Source organism: Microbacterium sp. PAMC22086 (assembly GCF_019443525.1).
GTDB lineage: Bacteria > Actinomycetota > Actinomycetes > Actinomycetales > Microbacteriaceae > Microbacterium > Microbacterium maritypicum.
Genome location: NZ_CP080380.1, coordinates 2,062,980 through 2,084,667 on the forward strand (window position 1 = coordinate 2,062,980; position 21,688 = coordinate 2,084,667).

A 21,688-nucleotide genomic window follows, 5' to 3' on the forward strand; every position below is an offset into this window, starting at 1 on the left:
CTGAGCCGGTCGTCGTCACCGCGGCAGGAACAGAGAGACCCCATCGGCTTCGGCGAGTCCGTCGGCGATGAGCGAGTCGATAGCCCGATCACGCTGCCCGGGATCGGGCCAGTCCGGCAGGACGGCGTCGAGCGGGACGGCGTCTGGGTCGATGTTCCGCAGCAGCTTCAGCACCGCGCCGCGGGCCTGTCGGTCGGACCCCTCGTATGCGGCCTGGCGTCGGCGCTCATCACCCGTGTCCGGTCTCCCGGCGGCCAGCCATGCGCAGCTGCCGGCGAGAGGGCACAGCTCGCACCGCGGCGCCCGGGACGTGCACACCGTGGCGCCGAGCTCCATCGCTGCGGCATTGAACACCGCAGCTTCGGCGACATCGTCCGGCAGCAGGTCGGCCATCAGGTCGAGGTCCCGGCGCGAAGGGGGTCCCGGCTGTGCCCTGCCCTCGACGGCGCGCGCGAGCACCCGTCGGGTGTTCGTGTCGACCACGGGATGCCGGTCGCCGTAGGCGAACACCGCGACGGCGCGAGCGGTGTAGTCGCCGATACCGGAAAGGGCCAGCAGGGCGTCCACCTCGCGCGGAACGATCCCCCCGTGTCGCTCGGTGATCTCGACCGCGGCACGGTGCAACCACAGCGCGCGCCGGGGATATCCCAGGTTCGCCCACTGCTGCACGACGTCCGCTGTCGATGCGGTGGCCATCTCCGAGGGCGTCGGCCACCGCTCCAACCACGCCTCGAGGTGAGGGATGACCCTCGTGACGGGCGTCTGCTGCAACATGAACTCGCTCACCAAAACGCCCCAGGCGCCGAACTCGTCATGGAAGGAAGGTCGACGCCACGGCAGGTCGCGAGCGGTCGCTCGATACCACGTCGGCAGGGGCGACATCAGCTCGAGAGAGGCCGGTGGGAGAGGCACCCGTCCAGCCTATGCGAGCGGATCGACGGCCAGGAGAGGGGAGCCACCGGGCATCCGCACGCGCAGATCCCGCTCGCGCGCTCGGTAGGCTGGGGGGATGGTCTCGCCCGGCATCCTCCTCGTCGACAAGCCCGCAGGGCTGACCAGTCACGACGTCGTCGCCCGCACGCGACGCGCGTTCGGCACCCGCAAGGTGGGGCACGCCGGAACACTCGACCCGATGGCGACCGGACTGCTGGTGATCGGCATCGAGGGCGCGACCAGGCTCCTGACCTACATCGTCGGTGCGGACAAGACCTACGTGGCGACGATCCGTCTCGGCCAGACGACGGGCACGGACGATGCGGAAGGGGAGATCCTCACCACGGCCGCGCCCGAAGCGTGGGACGCGGTGACCGATGAGGCGGTGTCGGCCGGCATCACGCAGCTCACGGGTGAGATCTCCCAGGTTCCCAGTGCCGTCTCGGCGATCAAGGTGGACGGTCGTCGCGCTTATGAGCGCGTGCGCGCCGGCGAAGAGGTCGTGCTCGCCGCACGCGATGTCGTCGTGTCGCGCTTCGACCTGCTCGCAACCAGGCGAGGCGACGGCCATCTCGATCTCGACGTCGTCGTCGACTGCTCGTCCGGAACGTACATCCGCTCCCTCGCCCGCGATCTCGGGGCCTCGCTCGGCGTCGGCGGTCACCTCACCGCGCTGCGCCGCACGCGGGTCGGTCCGTTCGATGTGTCCGATGCGGTCGGTCTCGACGCGCTGGAGGGCGCCGCGACTCTGACCCCGGGCGAGGCGGCCGGCCGGATCCTCCCCGTGCTGGAGATGTCCGGTGACGAGGCACGCGACCTCCGTCACGGCAAGCGGCTGAGCGGCCAGGCCGCGCGCCTCGAAGAGACGATCGGTGCAGCGATCGACCCGGAGGGGCTCCTGATCGGCATCGTCGAGAAGCGCGGTGCCGACCTCAAGAGCGCCATGAACATGCCGGAGGGCGACCGATGATCCTGTGGCTCACGATCGCGCAGATCGTCATCGCCGTCGCCGCCGGCATCTTCTGTCTCGTCGCGGGTCTGATCGGCAGACGGCCGAGCGACTTCAGCGTCGGCGCCCTCGCCCTCGTCGAGGTGCTGCTCATCGTGCAGGTGATCGTCGCCATCGTTGCGCCGCTGATCGGGAACCCTCCGACCGGAGACCTGCTCGAGTACTGGGTCTACCTGGTCTCCGCGGTGCTCCTGCCCGTCGGCGCGGTGCTGTGGGCGCTCATGGAGCGCAGTCGCTGGAGCACGGTGATCCTCGGGGTGGCGGCGCTCGCGATCGCGGTGATGCTGTGGCGTATGCAGGTCATCTGGTCCGTCCAGATCGCGTGACGCGGCGGGTCGGAGCGCAGACCCGACCTCTTCTGCGGCTCTAGGATGGAATGCGCTATGAGCTCCACCGCCCCCTCCTCTCGGATGACCGGAATCGGTCGCGTCCTCGTGATCGTCTATGCCGTGATGGCGCTGGCCGCGACCGGACGCAGCTTCGTGCAGATCGTCCGTCGCTTCGACGAGGCGCCGCTGGCGTACGCGCTCTCCGCACTCGCCGCCGTCGTGTACATCCTCGCCACACTCGCCCTCGTCCTGGCCCGCCGCCGCGGCTGGTACTCGGTCGCTTGGGTCGCGATCGTCTTCGAGCTCACCGGCGTCCTCGTGGTGGGGGTGCTGAGCCTTCTGATGCCCGACCTGTTCCAGCATGAGACCGTGTGGTCGCTGTTCGGGCGCGGTTACCTGTTCATTCCGCTGGTCCTGCCCGTCTTCGGCATCTGGTGGCTGCGCACGCACCGCCCGGCCGACGTCGTGCGTCCGGTCGAGGTCGGCGCGTGATCGTCTTCCGCAGCCCGGAAGAGGTGCCGGACGACTTCGGACCGAGCGCGGTCGCGATCGGCAAGTTCGACGGCGTCCATGCCGGCCACCGAGCCGTGATCGAGCGCCTCGAGGAAGCGGCCGCAGCGACGGGCAGCCGGTCGGTCGCCGTCACGTTCGACCGCAACCCGCTGGCCGTGATCCGTCCCGACCGCTGCCCGGAGAACGTCGTCACGGTCGAGCGCAAGCTCGACCTCCTGGGCGAGCTCGGGCTCGACGCCACTCTGGTGCTCACGTTCGACGAGGAACTCGCCGCCCGCAGCGCTGAGGACTTCGTCGTCGACATCCTCGTCGGAGCCCTTCGGGTCTCCACGGTCCTCGTCGGGCAGGACTTCCGGTTCGGCGCTCGGGGAGCCGGCACCCCCGAGCTTCTGCGCGAGCTCGGTCCTCGTCACGGCTTCTCGGTCGAGGTCATCGACGACGTGTACCTCCCCGGCTCCACGCGACGCGTGTCGTCGAGCTGGATCCGCGAGCTGCTGATGGAGGGCGACGTCGCTGCGGCGACGACCGTGCTCGGACGCCATCCCGATGTGCGCGGAGTCGTCGTGCACGGACTCAAGCGCGGGCGGGAACTCGGGTTCCCCACGGCGAACCTCTCGACCATCGTCGATGCGTTCGTGCCGGCGGACGGCGTGTACGCGGGATGGCTCGTCGACCACGACACCGGGATCCGGCATCCGTCGGCGATCTCCGTCGGGACCAATCCCACCTTCGACGACGTCCTCGTGCGACAGGTCGAGGCTCACGTGCTGGGAGAGACGGGTCTCGACCTCTACGGGCACGACGTCACGGTCGAGTTCGTGGAGCGGCTGCGGGGCATGGTGGCCTTCGAGGGCATCGACAAGCTGATGGTGCAGATGGGTGCCGATGTCACGGATGCGGCGCGGGCTCTCGGGCTCTCGTCCTAGCCGAGAGCGGATCGCCGGTTCGACCGTGCGGGATGGACGGCTCGGCGTGGGCGATCTCCGCTGAGCGAGCGAGATGGCATAGAATGATCATCGGCTCCCGCCGAACTTCGCGACTCTCGCGTTCCCCGGCGGGAAGAAGATCCACTGTTCGCACGGTCCTGGCTCACGCCACACGCGGACAACGAGAACGGCTCATGGTTTCCTGGGGAAGCCGGAGCCTTCACGCTCAGGAGGAGCATGCCGACTACGGCAACCGCCGCCACGCGGCGCAAGAAGACGTCCCGTCGCGACGATGAGGCACCCCTCATCCCGATCCTCGCGCGCAAGGTGCGCGAGATCGAGGCGAAGTCGCAGCGAGGGAAGCTCGGTCCCACGAATCGAGTGAAGTTCCAGGTGATCGCCTTCCTGGTGCGCGAAGAGCGCGCCAGGGTGAAGGCGGATGCCGAGATCGGCGATCCCGCACGCGCCGAGTTGCTGAAGCGGCTCGACGGCGTGGCCACGATCCTCGCGAAGACGGCCGCCCGTGACACCTCACTGATCCAACTCCTGGAAGCCGACCAGGCGACATCGCCGGTGGCCAAGCGCATGCGCCGGGACTGGCTGCTCGAATCCGGAGCCGAACTCGCCCCGGAAGAGCTCATCATCGCCGACGCCGCACCGGTGCAGATCTCCGCGATCCCGGCGGCGATCGCGGAGCGCCAGGTCACTCCGCCGTCCGTCGAGGCGCGACAGTTGGCCAACCCCTTCCTCGCTCCCGACCTGACGCCGCGTTCGACGGCCACGCCGCGCCGCCGTCTCGACGGCTGGGAGCTCATGGGTCCGCTGTACAAGGCTTTCGAGACCGGGGCCGGTGGGTCCGCCGCGTCGATGGATCTGCCGCCGGCGCCGGAATTCGACCACATCTCGCCCAAGGGCCTCGAGGTCATGGTGCATCAGTCCCGGTTCCTCGAGGCCGTCAAGGCCGGACACCGCAGCTTCCTCCTCGCCGACGAGCCCGGTCTCGGCAAGACCGCGCAGTCGGTGCTCGCCGCTTCCGTCGCTGGTGCATATCCGCTGCTGGTGGTCGTGCCCAACGTCGTCAAGATGAACTGGGCGCGCGAGGTCGAGCGCTGGACGCCCCAGCGCCGGGCGACGGTGATCCAGGGCGACGGCGATGACATCGACGCGTTCGCCGACGTGTTCATCGTGAACTACGAGATCCTCGACCGGCACATGTCGTGGCTCGCCTCCATCGGTCTGCGCGGGATGGTCGTCGACGAGGCGCACTTCATCAAGAACCTCTCCTCGCAGCGGTCGCAGAACGTGCTGTCGCTGGCCGCCCAGGTGCGCGAGCGCACTCCGGGGCACGATCCTCTGATGCTCGCCCTCACCGGTACGCCGCTGATCAACGACGTCGAGGATTTCGACGCGATCTGGCGCTTCCTCGGCTGGACCACCGGTGAGAAGCCGGGCCCTGAGCTCATGGAGAAGCTCGACGCCACAGGATTCACCCCGGCAGACAAGGCGTTCTACCCCGAGGCCCGCGATGCGGTGATCTCCATGGGGATCGTCCGTCGCAAGAAGAAGGACGTCGCCGCCGATCTCCCGGACAAGCTGATCGCCGATCTGCCGGTGCAGCTCGACGACGAGTTCGGGCGCAGCATCCGCCAGGCCGAGCGCGAGCTGGGGGAGCGGCTCGCCGCTCGCTACCGCCGTATCATCGAGGCTCGCGGAGACCGTGGGCTCGCGTCGGGAGAGATCGACGAGGACATCGTGCGGCTGGTCGCCCAGAACGAGCTCGAGGAGTCCAAGGCCGCCGGCACCGGGGGAGACAACGTCTTCACCATGGTCCGTCGCATCGGTCAGGCCAAGGCGCCGCTGGCTGCAGACTATGCCGCTCAACTGCAGCGCTCGGTCGGCAAGGTCGTGTTCTTCGCGAAGCACATCGACGTCATGGACCAGGCCGAGGCGCACTTCGCCGCGGCAGGCATCCGCTCGGTGTCGATCCGTGGCGACCAGACCTCCACGGTCCGGCAGCAGGCCATCGACGATTTCAACGGCGACCCCGAAGTTGGCATCGCCGTCTGCTCGCTCACCGCGGCAGGCGTCGGGCTCAACCTGCAGGCCGCGTCGAACGTCGTGCTCGCCGAGCTGTCGTGGACGGCCGCCGAGCAGACGCAGGCGATCGACCGTGTGCACCGCATCGGCCAGGGCGAGCCGGTCACCGCGTGGCGGATCATCGCCGCGCACACGATCGACACGAAGATCGCGGAGCTGATCGACCAGAAGCAGGGGCTCGCGGCGCGCGCTCTCGACGGTGAAGCGGTCGAGGAGTCGGCCGCAGAGCCGGTGCAGCTGGCGGCACTCATGCACCTGCTGCGACAGGCACTGGGCGGAGCATAGGCGTCAAGAATCGCCGTTCTTAACGTCGGATCCGGTGCGAGAACACTCGAGACCGGGAAGTTCGACGATATCGGTGAATCAGGTCGTCAAGATCGACGTTTTTCGCCGCTCCCGAATGGCGCCCGAGCGTGCCGGGGCGCTAGTGTCGATCGAAGGCAGCGTCGCCTGTTCCCCCATCTCCCGAACGTCTGAAGGCACCAGCATGAAGATCGGCATCCTGACGAGCGGCGGCGACTGCCCCGGCCTCAACGCGGTCATCCGCGGCATCGTGCTCAAGGGCACGACGTCATACGACCTCGAGTTCGTCGGCATCCGCGACGGATGGCGGGGCCTGGTCGACGGTGACTTCATGCCGCTGACCCGACACGAGGTGAAGGGGCTGTCGAAGGTCGGCGGCACGATCCTCGGCACCAGCCGCACGAACCCGTACGAGGGCGAGCGTGGGGGAGCCGACAACATTGCCAAGACCCTCTACGGGCACAAGATCGACGGCATCATCGCGATCGGTGGTGAGGGCACGCTGGCCGCAGCGGACCGTCTCGCCAAGGACGGCATCAAGGTCATCGGGGTCCCCAAGACGATCGACAACGACCTGCAGGCGACCGACTACTCGTTCGGCTTCGACACCGCGGTGAACATCGCCACGGATGCGATGGATCGGCTGCGCACGACCGGCGACTCGCACCAGCGCTGCATGGTCGCAGAGGTCATGGGCCGTCACGTCGGCTGGATCGCACTGCACGCCGGAATGGCTGCCGGAGCTCACGTCGTCTGCATCCCCGAGGTGCCGATGTCGATCGACGAGATCACGGAGCTGGTGACCAGCGCGCATGATCGCGGTCGCGCGCCTCTGGTCGTCGTCTCCGAGGGGTTCAAGCTCCTCGGAATGGACGAGGCCTACAGCGACAAGGGCCTCGACGCCTTCAACCGCCCCCGCCTCGGCGGCATCGGCGACCTGCTCGCGCCCGAGATCGAGCGCATCACCGGCATCGAGACGCGGGCGACGATCCTCGGTCACATCCAGCGCGGCGGATCGCCCTCGGCGTTCGACCGCGTGCTCGCGACACGACTCGGTCTGCACGCTGCCGACGCGATCGTCGACGGCGCCTGGGGCCAGATGGTCGCCATGCAGGGCACGGATATCGTCCGGGTGCCGTTCGCCGACGCACTGGGCGAACTGAACACGGTCCCGCGCTACCGCTACGACGAGGCGGCGGCGCTCTTCGGCTGAGCCGCCTGAGGCTGAGTCCGCCCTCCGCGGACGAGCTCAGCCTCAGCGATTCACTCCGCGGCGAGGCCGAGAGTGTCCAGCAGCCAGGCGAGTTCGAACGCCCGCTCCTTCCAGGAGTTGTAGCGCCCGCTCACCCCACCGTGTCCGGCGACCATCTCGCACTTGAGGAGCACGTCCTTCGCCCCGGCCTCGCGCAGGCGTGCGACCCACTTCGCGGGCTCCACGTAGAGCACCCGCGTGTCGTTCAGGGACGTCACGGCGAGGATCCGTGGGTAGTCCACGCCGTCGCGGACGTTCTCGTAGGGGCTGTACGACTTCATGTAGGCGTAGACGTCCGGGTCATGGAGCGGGTCGCCCCACTCGTCCCATTCGATGACGGTCAGCGGCAACGACGGATCGAGGATCGTCGTCAGGGCGTCCACGAACGGCACGCCGGCGAGGATGCCGGCGAAGAGCTCGGGCGCGAGGTTCGTCACCGCGCCCATCAGCAGGCCGCCGGCGCTGCCTCCCTCGGCCACCATCCGACTCGGCGTGGTCACACCCGACTCGACCAGGTGCTCGCCGCAGGAGACGAAGTCCGTGAACGTGTTGCGCTTGTGCAGGAGTTTGCCGTCCTCGTACCACTGCCGGCCCATCTCGCCGCCTCCGCGCACGTGCGCGACCGCGAAGATCACACCCCTGTCGAGTTCGGAAAGGCGTGCCACGGAGAAGCCGGGGTCGATCGAGTGCTCGTACGATCCGTAGCCGTACAGGTGCACCGGACGCGGCTCGACGCCTGGTTCGCCGAACGAGCGCTTCCACACGAGCGAGATCGGCACGCGCACGCCGTCTGATGCGGTCGCCCACTCGCGTCGCTGGCCGTAGTCGGCGGGGTCGTAGCCCCCCAGCACCGGCACCTGCTTGCGCAGCACCAGCTCCCGGGTCGCGAGGTCGAGGTCGTACACGGTCCCCGGCGTCACGAACGAGGTGTAGCCCAGACGCAGGAACGGCGAGTGCCATTCGGGGTTCCCGCTCACGCCGGCCGAGTAGAGCGGTTCGTCGAACACCAGCTCGTCGACCGCATCCGTGGCGTAGTCGAGCAGACCGACGCGCTCGAGTCCCTCGCTGCGGTACTCCACGGTGGCGAAGTCGCGGAACGCATCGACACCGAGGAGTCGTCTGCCCTGCTCATGCGCGAGCACCAGGTGTCGCTCGCCCTGCGGCTCGGACGCTGACACCGAGACGAGCTCGAAGTCGAGCGCTCCGTCGTTGTGCAGCACGAGCAGGCGATCCTCGCCGTCTACGACCGCATGCTCGACCGAGTACTCCACGCCTTCGCGACGCGGCCACACGAGCTGCGGCTCCGCGGTCAGCTCGCCCGTCAGATCGACGAGGTACTCCTCGCTCGTGATGCTCGAACCGACCGCGATGACCAGATACCGGCGGCTACGGGTGATCCCGGCACCGAGCCAGAACTTCTCATCCGGCTCGTGGAAGAGCTTCACGTCGTCGGTGACGGGCGTGCCGAGGCGGTGCAGCCACAAAGTGTCGGGCCTCCACGCCTCGTCGCGGGTCGTGTAGATCACACCCCGACCGTCTGGTGTGAAGAAAGCGCCGCCCGTGTTCGGGATCTCGTCATCGAGCGTGGTGCCGGTGGTGAGGTCGCGCACGTGCACGGTGTACAGCTCGTCACCTTCGAAGTCGGTGGACCACAGCAGCTTCGTGGCGTCGTCGGACGTGTCGAACGCTCCGAGCGAGAAGAACTCGTGCCCCTCCGCCTCGATGTTGCCGTCGAGGAGCACGACCTCGCCGGGAACCGGGACACCGGGCTCGAGACGCGGAGGAGTCCAGTCGTCGGGCTCGGCCGCGGCGCGGCACTGGATGCCGTACTGCGCGCCCTCCTCGGTGCGGCTGTAGTACCACCAGTGGCCACGGCGGGTGGGAACGGAGAGGTCCGTCTCCTGCACGCGGCCCTTGATCTCTTCGAAGAGCCGCTCGCGCAGAGCGGCGAGGTGTGCCGTCTGGGCATCCGTGTGGGCGTTCTCGGCCTCGAGGTGGGACACGACCTCCGCCGACTCCTTTGCGCGGAGCCATTCGTACGGATCGTCGAAGGTGTCACCGTGGTGGGTGCGGAGGGAGGAGCGGCGGTCGGCGGTAGGAGCGTCAGTCACCGTCTCACGCTATCCCAGGTCGAGTTGACCGGCACGGGGGAGGGTGGGAGGATCTACCGGGGCCGGTTAACGGAAGTCAAACCCACGGTGAACTCTTCGTTCATCACATCGATCACGTCGACATCTCCTTCTTCCTCAAACGACCGAAAGCGAACGGTGGAAACCGCAGCCCTCATCGTCGTGCTTGTCATCGCGCTGGCACTCTTCTTCGACTTCACCAACGGCTTTCACGATACGGCGAACGCCATGGCGACGCCGATCGCCACCGGCGCGCTGAAGCCCAAGACAGCCGTCCTCCTCGCCGCCGTTCTCAACCTCGTCGGCGCCTTCCTGTCGACCGAGGTCTCCAAGACCATCTCCGGCGGGATCATCCGCGAGGATGCGATCATCGAGGCCGGGGCGGATCTGTTCCTGTCGTTGATCTTCGCCGGTCTGATCGGTGCGATCACCTGGAACATGCTCACGTGGCTTCTCGGTCTTCCCTCGAGCTCGTCGCACGCGCTCTTCGGTGGGCTCATCGGCGCCACCCTCGTCGGCGCAGGCATCGGCGGCATCGACTTCGGCATGGTGCTCTCCAAGATCGTGCTCCCCGCGCTGATCGCTCCGGCCACGGCAGGCCTGATCGCCTTCGCCGCGACGAAGATCGCCTACTCGATCACCCGTCGCTACGACGGAAAGCCCGACGGTCGCGACGGATTCCGGTGGGGGCAGATCTTCACCTCCTCGCTGGTCGCGCTGGCTCACGGCACCAACGACGCCCAGAAGACGATGGGTGTGATCACCCTCGCGATGATCACGATCGGCTGGCAGTCCGGCGCTCACCACGAGCCCGAGCTGTGGGTCATCATCGCGTGTGCGTTCACGATCGCGCTCGGCACCTACCTGGGCGGCTGGCGCATCATCCGCACCCTCGGCAAGGGCCTGACCGACGTCAAGCCCGCACAGGGCTTCGCGGCGGAGAGCTCGACAGCCGCCACCATCCTCGCCTCCAGCGCCCTCGGATTCGCACTCTCGACCACGCAGGTCGCCTCCGGATCGGTCATCGGATCCGGCCTCGGTCGCCGCGGGTCCACGGTGCGCTGGCGGACCGCCGGCCGCATCGGCATCGGCTGGCTGCTGACGCTTCCCGCCGCCGGTGGAGTGGGAGCGCTCGCTGCGCTGCTCGTGGTCTGGCTGGGCAACTGGGGCGTCGCGATCGACGCCGTGATCGCGGTCCTGATCATCCTCGGTCTGTACATGCGCTCGCGTCGCAACGCCGTCACGCCCGCCAACGCGATGAGTGATGTCGCCGAGTCCGGCATGGCCATCGAGCTTCCCGACACGCCCCCGCCGACGCGTCGTCAACAGCGCATCGAGCAGGCCAAGGCTGAGGCCAGGGCCCGTGCCGAGGCCAGGGAGAAGGCGAAGGCGCAGGCGAAGAAGGATGCCGCGGCCAAGGCCAAGAAGAAGGCGGAGGCCAAGGCGGGCGCCGGTGCGTCCAAGTCTGCGGCATCGAAGAAGAAGGCAGATGCCGATCGGAACGGGGAGTCCGCATGAACGTCGTGATCGACTGGTTCGCGTTCCTCCAGGTTTTCGCGGCAGCCCTCATCGGCGCCGCGGCCATCGTCACGTTCTACGCGCTGGGTCTGCGTCTGCTCGTGCGCAGCGGTCGGGCTCCGGTGGTGAGCCCGGCGGAGTTCACGGACGCCATCACGGTGATCACCGAGAAGGAGCTCAAGCGCGCCGAGAAGCAGGCGGCGAAGGCCGCGCGCAAGAGTCCGTTGACCGAGGGGCAGAAGTCGCTGGCCCTCGTCGGGGCCTACGGCTGCTTCGCGCTCTGCGCCGCCGCAGTGGTGAGCGGCATCCTGCTCCTCGTCATCGGTCACTGACGACGGCGGAACGGGGCCCGGTGCGGGGGCCGGTGCGGCCATAGGCTGATGTCATGTCCGCAGGAACCGGCACTCCCTACGTCTTCGGCAGGCACGAGCCCGCGTCGCACGTGCTCATCCACGTCAGCGACCCGCATTTCCTCGCCGGGGGAGTGCGGCTGGGCGGACGCTACGACGTCGAGGAGAACTTCGCCCGCACGTTGGAGGCGATCCGCACCGTGCATCCGCACCCCACGGCCATCGTCGTCACGGGGGACTTGGCCGACCTGGGGGAGCCCGACGCCTATCGTCGCCTTCGGGCCGCGGTCGAGCCGGTGGCCGAGGCGCTGCGGGCCCCGGTCATCTGGGTGGCAGGCAACCATGATGAGCGGCCGGCTCTGCGAGAGGGCCTGCTGGATCTGACGCCGACCGAGGAGCCGGTGACCGGTGTCTGGAACCTCGACGGCCTCCGACTCATCGCGCTGGACACCAGTGTCCCGGGGTGGCATTACGGAGATCTCGATGACGGTCAGCTCGCCTGGCTGGCGGAGGTGCTCGCCGAGCCCGCCCCGCACGGGACGCTGCTGGCGATGCACCATCCGCCGATCCCGAGCCATCTGCCGCTGTTCGACATCCTGGAGCTGCGGCATCAAGACGAGCTCGCAGACATCGTGCGGGGGAGCGATGTGCGCGGCATCCTCGCCGGGCATCTGCACTATTCCTCTCACGGCCTTTTCGCCGGGGTTCCCGTGAGCGTCGCCTCGGCGACGTGCTACACGATGAACGTCGCGTGTCCGTCGGCCGAGGTCAACGGCATGGACGCCGCGCAGGCCTTCCAGATCGTCCACGTCTACCCCGACACGATCACGCACACCGTGGTCCCGGTGACCGAGGCCCCGACCGGCGACTACTTCTCCGAGGCCTGGCTGGAGCGCATGGCGAAGCTCAGCCCGGAAGGGCGACTCGAGGCCTTCTCCCGCAAACCCGGACGCTGAGCGGCGTAGACTGGGGGCATCCCCCACCCTTCTCACCCGCCACGACCCACGAGGATGTGACATGGCTTCTGCCGCGCCTACCCCGACCCGCACCGAGACCGATTCGCTCGGGAGCATGGAGATTCCCGTCGACGCGTACTGGGGGATCCACACCGCCCGCGCCGACGCGAACTTCCCGATCACGAAGCGACCCATCTCGGTGTATCCCGACCTGGTGGTCGGCCTCGCGATGGTCAAGCAGGCCAGCGCCCGCGCGAACCGCGAGATCGGAGTGCTCGACCCCGAGCTCGCTGACCTGATCGATCGTGCCGCGCAGCGAGTGATCGACGGCGAGTTCCACGAGCAGTTCACGGTCGGTGTCATCCAGGGCGGCGCCGGCACCTCGACCAACATGAACGCGAACGAGGTCATCACCAACATCGCGCTCGAGATGGCCGGCCGCGAGAAGGGCGACTACGCCTTCCTGTCGCCGATCGATCACACCAACCGCAGCCAGTCCACCAACGACGTGTACCCGACGGCAGTGAAGATCGGCCTCTCGCTGACGCTGCGCTCGTTGCTCGAAGAGCTCGACCTGCTGCGGCTGTCGTTCCTGGGCAAGTCGCGCGAGTTCCACGACGTTCTGAAGGTCGGGCGCACCCAGCTGCAGGACGCCGTGCCCATGACGCTGGGCCAGGAGTTCAACGGCTTCGCCACCACGCTCGGCTACGACCACACGCGCCTCACCGAGAACGCCTCGCTGATGTTCGAGATCAACATGGGCGCCACGGCTATCGGCACCGGCATCACGACCCACCCCGGTTACGCGCCCGCTGTGCTCAAGCACCTGCGTGAGATCACCGAACTCGACCTGCGCACCGCCGGCGACCTCGTCGAGGCCACCAGCGACACCGGATCGTTCATGTCGTTCTCCTCGACGCTCAAGCGCAACGCGATGAAGCTGTCGAAGATCTGCAACGACCTCCGGCTGCTCTCGTCGGGCCCCCAGGCGGGCTTCGGCGAGATCAACCTCCCCGCCATGCAGGCGGGCTCCAGCATCATGCCCGGCAAGGTCAACCCGGTCATCCCCGAGGTCGTGAACCAGGTGGCGTTCGCCGTGGCCGGTGCCGACATGACGGTGACGATGGCGGCGGAAGCCGGGCAGCTGCAGCTGAACGCCTTCGAGCCGGTGATCGCGCACTCGATCTTCCAGTCGATCACCTGGATGCGTCAGGCCATGTGGACCCTGCGCGTGAACTGCGTCGACGGCATCACCGCCAACCGCGACCGCCTGGGGGCGATGGTGGGAGCCTCGGTCGGTGTCATCACCGCACTGACGCCCTTCATCGGCTACGCAGCAGCGGCAGCCCTGGCGAAGACCGCGCTGTTGACCAACCGCAGTGTCGCCGATCTGGTGGTGGAAGCCGGTCTGATGTCCCGCGAAGAGGTCGTCAAGCAGCTCTCGCCCGCACGCCTGTCCGGGCTCGAGACCATCACGGCGGCGATCCCGGTGATCGCGTCGGAGGACCTGATCGAGATCTGATCACGCGGATACGAAGAGAGGGACGGATGCTCCGGCATCCGTCCCTCTCTTCGTGCCGGTGAGGTCAGTCGGTGATCCGGCAGTGGGTGGTGAGTTCACCGATGCCGTCGATGCCGACCGTGACGGTGGAGTGGTCGCGGAGGAAGATCTGCGGGTCGCGCGAGTAGCCGGCACCTCCGGGGCTGCCGGTCGAGATGAGCGTGCCGGGGAGCAGAGTGAGCGACTGCGAGAGGTGCGTGATCAGCTTCGCCACCGAGCGCACCATCTGGTCGGTGCTCGCATCCTGCACGGTGTGACCGTCGACGACGGTCCAGATGTGGAGGTCCTGCGGGTCGGCGATCTCGTCCGCGGTCACGGCGAAGGGTCCGGTCGGGGTGAATCCGTCGAACGACTTGCAGCGGGACCACTGCGCCTCGGAGAACTGGATGTTCCTCGCGGTGATGTCGTTGACCACCGTGTATCCCCAGACGTGCGACAGTGCGTCGGCTTCGGCGGCGTCCTTCGCGGGCGAGCCGATGAGCACGCCGAGCTCGGCCTCGTAGTCGACGGCTTCGCTGAGAGCGCGCGGCCACGACGTGGTCTGCTCGTGTCCGGTGAGCGAGTTCGGCCAGAGCGTGAACACCGTGGGTGCGGCATCCGTCTTCAGGCCCAGCTCGCTGGAATGCGCGGCGTAGTTGAGGCCGACGGCCAGCACGGCCGGGGGAGCGAGCACGGCCGAGGCGAACGCCCAGCCGTCGAGAGGGTGCCGCCGGGCGGAACCGGTCGCCAGCGCTGCGCGCAGGGCCTCGAGCGCGTCGTCTCCTCCCTCGATCAGCTGCTGCAGCGTGGCAGGAGGGTCGTTCAGGAGGTCAGAGACGAGGATGGCGTCCGAGCCCTCGACCACGGCGAGAACCGCGAGAGGGGAGTCAGGACGGCGCAGGTGAGCGAACCGCATGCTTCTACGCTACCGGGTGGCTGGTGGTCGCCGGGTGGAGGGCGTCGCCATATCCGGACCGTCTGCGTTGTGCCCATAAGCTTTGCCTATGAGTTCCGGAGGACCGTCCCAGCCGCAGCAGCCCTCGCCCTACGCCCCTCCGCAGGCATCGCCGCAGGTGTCGCGGCAGCCCTACATGCCCGCGCCATCCGCGAGCCCCCTTCCCGCGCCTGCGACCGGGGCGCCTTCCACCGGGTACGCCTCGTCTCTCGCGCAACCGACCCCGTACACGCCACCGGCTCCCGTGGCCCCGTCGCCTGCGGAGTCTCTTCCCGCGTTGCCCGTGCCCACCAGGAAGGGGCGCACGGTGTCGCTCTGGCTCTTCGGAGTGCTCGGGTTCCTGCTGATCGCCCTCGTGGGGTATTTCGTCTGGGCGCTCGGATCCTTCGCATCGGTCGTCGGCCTTGTGCTCGCGCTGATTCCGCTGACGATCGTGTTCCTCGGCGTGCGCCTGATCGACCGATGGGAGCCCGAGCCCAAGCGACTCGTCGCGTTTGCCATCGCCTGGGGTGCGGTGGCGGCGGTCGGGCTCACCCTTCTCGTCGACACGGCACTGACCCTGCTGCTCGACATCCGATCGGAGGAGTTCACCGCCGTCGTGCAGGCGCCCATCGTGGAAGAGCTCTGGAAGGGGCTCGGCGTCTTCCTCATCTTCCTGCTCGCCCGACGAGCCTTCGACGGCCCCGTCGACGGCATCGTGTACGGGGCGCTGGTCGGGGCGGGATTCGCGTTCACCGAGAACATCCAGTACTTCGGGTTGAGCCTGATCGAGGGCGGCGGTGAACAGCTCACCGTCACGTTCGTGGTGCGTGGGCTCTTCTCGCCCTTCGCGCATGCCATGTTCACCGCGATCACCGGCTTCGCGATCGGTCTCGTCGCCCGCCGGCACGGTTCGGCCCAGGCGGCGCTCGGCGCCGGGGCGCTGGGCCTGGTCGGGGCGATCCTCCTGCACGCGCTCTGGAACGGCTCCGCGACGTTCGCGGACTTCTTCGGTCTCTACTTCACCCTCCAGGTGCCGCTGTTCATCGGGTTCATCCTGTGCATCGTCGCCCTGCGTCGCGAGGAGGCCAGGCTCACCAGAGCACGCCTGGAGGACTACGCCGCCGCGGGGTGGTTCACGCCCGAGGAGGTCACGATGCTCGCGACCCCCGCCGGACGAAAGGTGGGACTGGCCTGGGCCTCGCAGCTGCGCGGGGACCGACGGCCTCTGATGCGCGCGTTCATAAAGGACGCGACCGCACTCGCCGCCGTGCGCCAGCGCGCGATCACCGGTCGGGATCCTCTGGCCGTGGACGACGAGCGCGCTCTCCTGATCCGCACCAGGGCGACCAGGGCGGCTCTGCTCTCCTACTGACACGGAGCGAGGCAGCGGGCCCGCCCCCGGCAAGACTCAGCGCCCGGTGCTGCGGCGATGCCTGCGAGTCTCCCGGGCGCTGAGTTGATCTGTAAACAGGGTGCACCCGGCCCCGTGCGGGTGTCAAGAGCGTCTTGCCGAGGTTCTACGGTGCGTGCATGAGGTGTTCGCTGTGAGCAGGTGCGCGCGCGTTGACCCCGTCCGTCGGCCTCGGGTTTGATGGAGACATGACTGAACGCACAAAGCCTGAGTTCGACGCCCCCAGCACCCCCGCTCCGGCGGACCTCGTCATCCGCGACATCATCGAGGGTGACGGCACCGAGGCGAAGCCCGGCGACACGGTGACGGTCCACTACGCCGGTGTGGAGTTCGACTCCGGCGAGGAGTTCGACTCCTCCTGGGGCCGCGGCGAGACTATCCAGTTCCCCCTGCGCGGCCTGATCCAGGGCTGGCAGGACGGAATCCCCGGCATGAAGGTCGGCGGGCGCCGCGAGCTGATCATCCCCCCGCACCTCGCGTACGGCCCGGCCGGTGGAGGGCACTTCCTCTCCGGCAAGACGCTGATCTTCATCATCGATCTCGTCGCCGTCGGCTGACTTCGATCTTCTCCACGAGGCGCCCCTCTCCTTCGGGAAAGGGGCGCCTCGTGGCGTTCCGGAAGAGATTCTCCATTCAGGGGAATACATGCGACTGAATGTAGGTTGTCACAGTGGTCGCGGCAACGCGGCCCCTGTCCCTTGCCGCAGCAGCGGCTGAAGTCTCCAGAGGAGAAGCAATGACCAGCATCGACATCCCCGGCTACCGTCCCGGCACCTGGGTCCTGGACCCTTCGCACAGCGAGGTCACCTTCAGCGTGCGCCACATGATGATCTCGAAGGTGCGCGGCACGTTCGGCGTCAAGAGCGCGACGCTCGTGGCCCCGGAGAACCCCCTCGAGGCCAAGGTCGAGGCGACGGTCGACGTCACCTCGATCGACACCAACGACGAGGGCCGCGATGCGCACCTGCGCTCGGGCGACTTCTTCGACACGGAGAACTTCCCGACCATGGAGTTCGTCTCCACCGGTGCGCGCGTCAAGGGCGATGACCTGTACGTCGACGGAGACCTCACCATCCGCGGCATCACCAAGCCGGTCAGCTTCGAGCTCGACTTCGGTGGCTTCGGCACCGACCCGTACGGCAACTACAAGGCCGGTGCTTCGGCCAAGACGGTCATCAACCGTGAGGACTTCGGCCTCACCTGGAACGCGGCGCTGGAGACCGGCGGCGTGCTCGTCGGCAAGGACGTCACGATCAGCCTCGACCTGCAGGGCGCGCTGCAGCAGGACTGACCCCGTTCGCGCGGTCGCCAGAACCCCGAGCCCGTCAGGGCTCGGGGTTCTCTGCGTCGTAGTCGTGGAACCGACGGCTGCGGCGCGCGAGCATGGCGACGAGTGTGATGACCAGGACCCCGCCGAGAAGCGGCGGGAACCAAAGGGTGGTCAGGGTCGCGAGCGTCCCGGCGTAGAGAGCCCCGACTCGCGGGCCCCCGGCGACGACGACGATGAACAGGCCCTGGAGGCGTCCGCGCATCGCGTCGGGGACCGCGGCCTGCATCATCGTGTTGCGGTAGATGGAGCTGACGTTGTCCGAGGCGCCGGACAGGGCGAGCGCGACGCACGCGGCGACGATCAGCGCGACGTGCGGCGCGGTCTCGCTCGCCGGCGCGGAGAAGGCTCCGATGAGCAGCACCAGGCCGAACAGCAGGATGGACGCGCCGTACGCCTGCACCGCCCGAGCGATGCCGCGGCCGTGCCAGCGGTACTGCACGACGCGGCCCGAGAACAGGCTCGAGGCGAACGTGCCGACCGCGACGGCGGCGGTGAGGATGCCGGTGGTGAGCGCACCGCCACCGAGGAGCACCGTGCCGAGCGCAGGGAAGAGCACGAGAGGCTGTCCGAACGTCATCGCGATGATGTCGATGATGTACTGCATCCGGATGTTGCCGGCCTTGCGCAGGAATCGCCAGCCGTCGACGAGCGACTCGAGGCCCGGACGGACGACCGCGCCCTCCGGCCTCAGTGACGGCAGTGTCCACAGTCCGAGGAACATCGACAGCATCAGCACGACGTCGATCGTGTAGGTCCACCCGTAGCCGGTGAGGGCGACGAGCAGGCCGGCCAGCGCCGGCCCCGCCATCACCGTGAGTCCGAAGGCCACACCGTTGAGGGCGGATGCGGCCGCGAGTTTGTCGCGAGGGATGAGGCGAGGCACGATGGCGGTGCGAGTGGCCATGCCCACCGAGTTGGCGGCCGAGTTGATCATGCTCAGGACGTACAGCCACCAGATCGTCTCCATGCCCGTCCAGGTGAGCGCGGCGAGCAGGGCGGTGGATGCGAAGGTGATCGTCGCCGCGATCAGGGCCACACGGCGTCGGTCGAACGCGTCAGCGAGCATGCCGCCGTACAACCCGGCGAGGATCATCGGCACGAGGCCGGCGACCGCGATCATGGAGACGGCGAAGGTGTTCTGCGTCAGGGCGAACACATGGAGCATCACCGTGACGATGGTGAGCTGGCCGCCGATGCCGGCGAGGGTGGATCCGGTCCACATCCGGGCGAATGCCGGGCTGGACCTCAGGGGGGAGAGGTCGATCAGGTGGCCGCGGCGGGCGCTCACTCGTCGAACTTCTTCTGCACCTTTCGAGCCTAGTTGAACCGTGAGGGCCTCCCTCCCGGCCGGTGGCGCCGGAGGCAGTCGCCGGCTGGTAGACTCGTCAGGTTGCCGTTTGATCGGCCGCGGATAAAGAGAGCCCACGTATCAGGCGTCGGGCGCCGCGCAACAAGCAGAGAGGGGATCGAATCTATGGCACTGGAAGCAGACGTCAAGAAGGCGATCATCGAAGAGTACGCGACGCACCCCGGTGACACCGGATCCCCCGAGGTGCAGGTCGCAATGCTGACGCAGCGCATCAAGGACCTCACCGAGCACCTCAAGGAGCACAAGCACGACCACCACTCGCGTCGTGGGCTGTTCCTGCTCGTCGGTCAGCGCCGTCGTCTGCTCGGCTACCTCCAGGACATCGACATCGCGCGCTACCGCTCGCTGATCGAGCGTCTCGGACTCCGCCGCTAAGGCACTGCAGACCTGCGTACAATCGCGCAGAACATTCTTGAGAAGGCCGCCCCACGGTGTGGGGCGGCCTTCGTCATGTAACGAGGGGTTGATCCCCTCCCGGTTTTCCGATAGGAAAGTAGAAAGCTTTCCACACGGAAAGTGGAGGAGGTTCGCGTGGATGCGGTGGTGGAGCGCCGGGACCGTGCCACCGACCGACGCGCGCTCGCCGGGCTCCAGATGGTCAATGCGGCTGTCACGGCCGGGTATCTCGTGGCGTTCGCGCTCGTCCTCCGGCAGGACGACGTCCTCGCCTCCCAGGTGATCCTGTTCACGTTCCTGGTGTGGGGGCAGCTGGCGAGCGGGATGGCTCAGCGCCACGGGATGCAGTGGCGCTGGAGTGCTTCACGGTGGCCGCTTCTTCTGGGTGGCGGCGTCGTTCTCGTCGGCGCGGTCCTCGTGTTCGGATTCGTGGCGTTGGATACGAGGCTCCCCGTCGGCATGGTGCTCATCCCGGCGGGCTTGGTCCTGGTGGGTATAGGAGGTTACGGCGCGGTTCAGCTCGTGCGCGCGGCCGGTGATCCGCGACCCCCGCGGCCTTCACCCCTCGCGCTCCCCACCGCCCTTCGGTGGGGGACTGTTCTCGTCGGCGTCGTGCTCGGTGTGCTGACCATGCTCGCCGGAGCGCCCGACGGTGTGCTCAGGAGCGTGATCACGCTCCTGGTGATGCTGGCGCTGTTCACCTGGCTGGTGGTGTTCAACACACCCGTGGGCCTGCCCGCCGTCGGGGCCTCGTGGCGCTGGCCGCACGTCACGGCCGTCCTTCTGGCGGCCTGCGTCCCCGTGGCACTCGTGCTCGGCGGAGACGTGCTCGGTGATCGGGGGCTCGCGGGCGTCGTCGGCGGCGCGGTCGTGATGGTGCTCGTCATTGTCGCGTCCTTCATCCCCGGGCGGGCGAGCCGTGGCTGAGTCGCCCCCGAGGCCCCATCCGCGGACGCAGCTGGACGACAACTTCGCCTCACCGATCCGGTTCTCGCTCATGGCCGCGCTCGGTGACGGCATGGAGCTCGACTTCCCGGCGCTCCGCGACATCCTCCAGTGCGGCGACTCGCCGCTGAGCAAGGCCATCACGCATCTGCAGGCAGCCGGCTACGTGCTCGCGCGCAAGGGCACCGTCGGGGGCCGTTCGCGCACCTGGGTGCGGTCGACGAAGACGGGACGTGACGCCTTCGCGGCGCATCTCCAGGCGCTGCGCGAGATCGTCGCCCTCGGCGGCGCACAGATACTGTGACCCTTCGGTCAGACCGGGGCGCCCACGAGGTCAGCGTGGTGGATGGCGGCGACGTCGGGGTGCGCGCGCAGACGTGATTTGAGCGCGTTCTCCCCGTAGAGGGCGTGGATGGGGTTGCTCGGGTCCTCGGTCACCCCTTTCGCCTCCGCCGCCAGTTCCTCCGGCAGCTCGATCAGCGGCAGGCCCTTGTCGAGCGCAGGGTTGAAGAAGAACGGGATGGAGATCCGCTCGTCCGGTGCCTGCGGCGACACCACGCGGTGGTTCGTGGCCTTCAGGTAGCCGCCGGTGGCGTACTCCAGCAGCTCTCCGATGTTGACGACGAACGCGCCGGGCACCGGGGGAGCGTCGACCCACGCTCCGTCGCGTTCGACCTGCAGGCCGCCCTTGCCCGGCTCCACCCAGAGCAGGGTGAGCACGCCGGAATCCTTGTGTGCACCCACGCCCTGCTGCGGCTCCGGCTCGTGGGTTCCCGGGTAACGGACGATCTTGATGAGCGTCGACGGCTCACCGAAATGCTCGTCGAAGTAGGACTCTTCCGCGCCCAGAGTCTGCGCCCAGGCGCGCAGGAGCTTGCGCGCGACTTCGGACAGCGTTTCGTGCCACTCGGCGACGACGTCCTTGAGCTCGGGCTGCGCCGACGGCCAGAGATTGGGGCCGATGAGCCGGTTGAAGGCGGGGCCGTCGTCGACGGGCTGGCGCTCGGGGCCGATGTCGATCTGCTCGCGCCAGTCGACCTTCCCCTGTGTCCGCTCGCCGCCGATGCGGGTGTAGCCGCGGAAGTGCGGGCTGTTCACGTTCTCGATCGCGAGCTTCTCCTCGTCGGGAAGCGCGAAGAAGTCCAGGGCCGCCCGGTGCAGTCGCTCCTCGAGTTCGGGGGAGATCCCCGTTCCCGTGAGGTAGAAGAATCCGACGTCGTGCGTCGCCGCACGGAGGTCGTCGCGGAATCGTGCCGCGGCATCGGGGCCTTCGTCGAGCTGCGAGAGGTCGAGGATGGGGAGCGAGAGTTCAGCCATGGACAGAGGCTACGTCGCTCGCCCGGGGGTGCGATCCTCTGTTGCGCTCCGTTACTTCCGGTGCCTGCGTTCGGAGCGCTGTCGTGACGGTGCTAGAGTCTCTGAGGTAAGGGCTGCCTTACCTCAGT

At 68.2% G+C, this 21,688-nt stretch carries 21 protein-coding genes; 16 read left to right on the forward strand and 5 right to left on the reverse strand.

Features of this window, described 5'->3' with window-relative positions:
* Positions 1–15: 15 nt before the first annotated feature.
* Positions 16–882, reverse strand: coding sequence for an A/G-specific adenine glycosylase (locus KY497_RS10285; protein ID WP_055868794.1), 867 nt, complete (start codon positions 880–882; stop codon positions 16–18).
* Positions 883–1,009: 127 nt separating this feature from the next.
* Here KY497_RS10285 and truB point away from each other — a divergent pair, with 127 nt between their 5' ends.
* From truB to KY497_RS10315, 6 genes are all read left to right on the forward strand, one after another.
* Positions 1,010–1,903 carry a tRNA pseudouridine(55) synthase TruB gene (gene truB / locus KY497_RS10290; RefSeq protein ID WP_219868984.1) on the forward strand — a complete coding sequence of 298 codons (894 nt, stop codon included), beginning with the start codon at positions 1,010–1,012 and terminating at the stop codon, positions 1,901–1,903.
* Positions 1,900–2,268 (forward strand): hypothetical protein, encoded by a 369-nt coding sequence (locus KY497_RS10295; protein ID WP_141386375.1) that lies wholly within the window; start codon positions 1,900–1,902, stop codon positions 2,266–2,268. The genes truB and KY497_RS10295 overlap by 4 nt, the downstream gene beginning before the upstream one ends.
* Positions 2,269–2,325: 57 nt before the next feature.
* Entirely contained in the window at positions 2,326–2,763 is a 438-nt protein-coding gene (locus KY497_RS10300; RefSeq protein ID WP_371861290.1) for a hypothetical protein, read from the forward strand.
* Positions 2,760–3,710, forward strand: coding sequence for a bifunctional riboflavin kinase/FAD synthetase (locus KY497_RS10305; protein WP_055868787.1), 951 nt, complete (start codon positions 2,760–2,762; stop codon positions 3,708–3,710). Before KY497_RS10300 ends, KY497_RS10305 begins: the two co-directional genes overlap by 4 nt.
* Positions 3,711–3,947: 237 nt before the next feature.
* Positions 3,948–6,092, forward strand: coding sequence for a DEAD/DEAH box helicase (locus KY497_RS10310; RefSeq protein WP_055868785.1), 2,145 nt, complete (start codon positions 3,948–3,950; stop codon positions 6,090–6,092).
* A 202-nt stretch (positions 6,093–6,294) separates the two neighbouring features.
* Positions 6,295–7,323: a 6-phosphofructokinase gene (locus KY497_RS10315; RefSeq protein WP_017830949.1), complete on the forward strand. Its 1,029-nt coding sequence runs from the start codon at positions 6,295–6,297 to the stop codon at positions 7,321–7,323.
* Positions 7,324–7,373: 50 nt separating this feature from the next.
* On the opposite strand, the gene KY497_RS10320 is transcribed toward KY497_RS10315, so the two are convergent.
* Positions 7,374–9,473, reverse strand: coding sequence for a S9 family peptidase (locus KY497_RS10320; protein ID WP_219868985.1), 2,100 nt, complete (start codon positions 9,471–9,473; stop codon positions 7,374–7,376).
* A 156-nt stretch (positions 9,474–9,629) separates the two neighbouring features.
* Here KY497_RS10320 and KY497_RS10325 point away from each other — a divergent pair, with 156 nt between their 5' ends.
* From KY497_RS10325 to KY497_RS10340, 4 genes are all read left to right on the forward strand, one after another.
* The gene (locus KY497_RS10325) at positions 9,630–11,009 is read left to right on the forward strand and encodes an inorganic phosphate transporter (protein WP_219868986.1); all 1,380 of its coding nucleotides are present in this window, start codon (positions 9,630–9,632) and stop codon (positions 11,007–11,009) included.
* Complete coding sequence (locus tag KY497_RS10330; RefSeq protein ID WP_017830946.1) at positions 11,006–11,341, forward strand: hypothetical protein; 336 nt, start codon at positions 11,006–11,008, stop codon at positions 11,339–11,341. The genes KY497_RS10325 and KY497_RS10330 overlap by 4 nt, the downstream gene beginning before the upstream one ends.
* Positions 11,342–11,394: 53 nt before the next feature.
* Positions 11,395–12,315: a phosphodiesterase gene (locus tag KY497_RS10335; RefSeq protein ID WP_218682700.1), complete on the forward strand. Its 921-nt coding sequence runs from the start codon at positions 11,395–11,397 to the stop codon at positions 12,313–12,315.
* Between the two features lie 61 nt (positions 12,316–12,376).
* Positions 12,377–13,837: an aspartate ammonia-lyase gene (locus tag KY497_RS10340; RefSeq protein WP_219868987.1), complete on the forward strand. Its 1,461-nt coding sequence runs from the start codon at positions 12,377–12,379 to the stop codon at positions 13,835–13,837.
* 64 nt (positions 13,838–13,901) lie between these two features.
* Here the strand turns inward: KY497_RS10340 and KY497_RS10345 are convergent, their stop codons facing one another.
* Positions 13,902–14,771, reverse strand: coding sequence for a fumarylacetoacetate hydrolase family protein (locus tag KY497_RS10345; RefSeq protein ID WP_219868988.1), 870 nt, complete (start codon positions 14,769–14,771; stop codon positions 13,902–13,904).
* 322 nt (positions 14,772–15,093) lie between these two features.
* Between KY497_RS10345 and KY497_RS10350 the strand changes: the two genes are divergently transcribed.
* The 3 genes from KY497_RS10350 (at position 15,094) to KY497_RS10360 (ending at position 17,494) form a co-directional block, all read left to right on the forward strand.
* A complete protein-coding gene (locus KY497_RS10350) occupies positions 15,094–16,164 on the forward strand; it encodes a PrsW family intramembrane metalloprotease (protein ID WP_174799550.1) in 1,071 nt (356 codons plus the stop codon).
* A 227-nt stretch (positions 16,165–16,391) separates the two neighbouring features.
* A complete protein-coding gene (locus tag KY497_RS10355) occupies positions 16,392–16,760 on the forward strand; it encodes an FKBP-type peptidyl-prolyl cis-trans isomerase (RefSeq protein ID WP_141386367.1) in 369 nt (122 codons plus the stop codon).
* A 179-nt stretch (positions 16,761–16,939) separates the two neighbouring features.
* Positions 16,940–17,494, forward strand: a complete 555-nt coding sequence (locus tag KY497_RS10360) for a YceI family protein (protein WP_017830940.1) — start codon at positions 16,940–16,942, stop codon at positions 17,492–17,494.
* 34 nt (positions 17,495–17,528) lie between these two features.
* Here the strand turns inward: KY497_RS10360 and KY497_RS10365 are convergent, their stop codons facing one another.
* A complete protein-coding gene (locus KY497_RS10365; RefSeq protein WP_219868989.1) occupies positions 17,529–18,821 on the reverse strand; it encodes an MFS transporter in 1,293 nt (430 codons plus the stop codon).
* A gap of 186 nt (positions 18,822–19,007) precedes the next feature.
* On the opposite strand from KY497_RS10365, the gene rpsO reads away from it, so the two are divergent.
* The 3 genes from rpsO (at position 19,008) to KY497_RS10380 (ending at position 20,547) form a co-directional block, all read left to right on the forward strand.
* Positions 19,008–19,277: a 30S ribosomal protein S15 gene (rpsO, locus tag KY497_RS10370; protein ID WP_017830938.1), complete on the forward strand. Its 270-nt coding sequence runs from the start codon at positions 19,008–19,010 to the stop codon at positions 19,275–19,277.
* Between the two features lie 156 nt (positions 19,278–19,433).
* Complete coding sequence (locus KY497_RS10375) at positions 19,434–20,225, forward strand: hypothetical protein (RefSeq protein WP_219868990.1); 792 nt, start codon at positions 19,434–19,436, stop codon at positions 20,223–20,225.
* Positions 20,218–20,547, forward strand: a complete 330-nt coding sequence (locus tag KY497_RS10380; RefSeq protein WP_219868991.1) for a transcriptional regulator — start codon at positions 20,218–20,220, stop codon at positions 20,545–20,547. The genes KY497_RS10375 and KY497_RS10380 overlap by 8 nt, the downstream gene beginning before the upstream one ends.
* 8 nt (positions 20,548–20,555) lie before the next feature.
* Here KY497_RS10380 and KY497_RS10385 read toward each other — a convergent pair whose 3' ends face one another.
* Positions 20,556–21,560 carry an isopenicillin N synthase family oxygenase gene (locus KY497_RS10385; protein WP_219868992.1) on the reverse strand — a complete coding sequence of 335 codons (1,005 nt, stop codon included), beginning with the start codon at positions 21,558–21,560 and terminating at the stop codon, positions 20,556–20,558.
* Positions 21,561–21,688 lie beyond the last annotated feature (128 nt).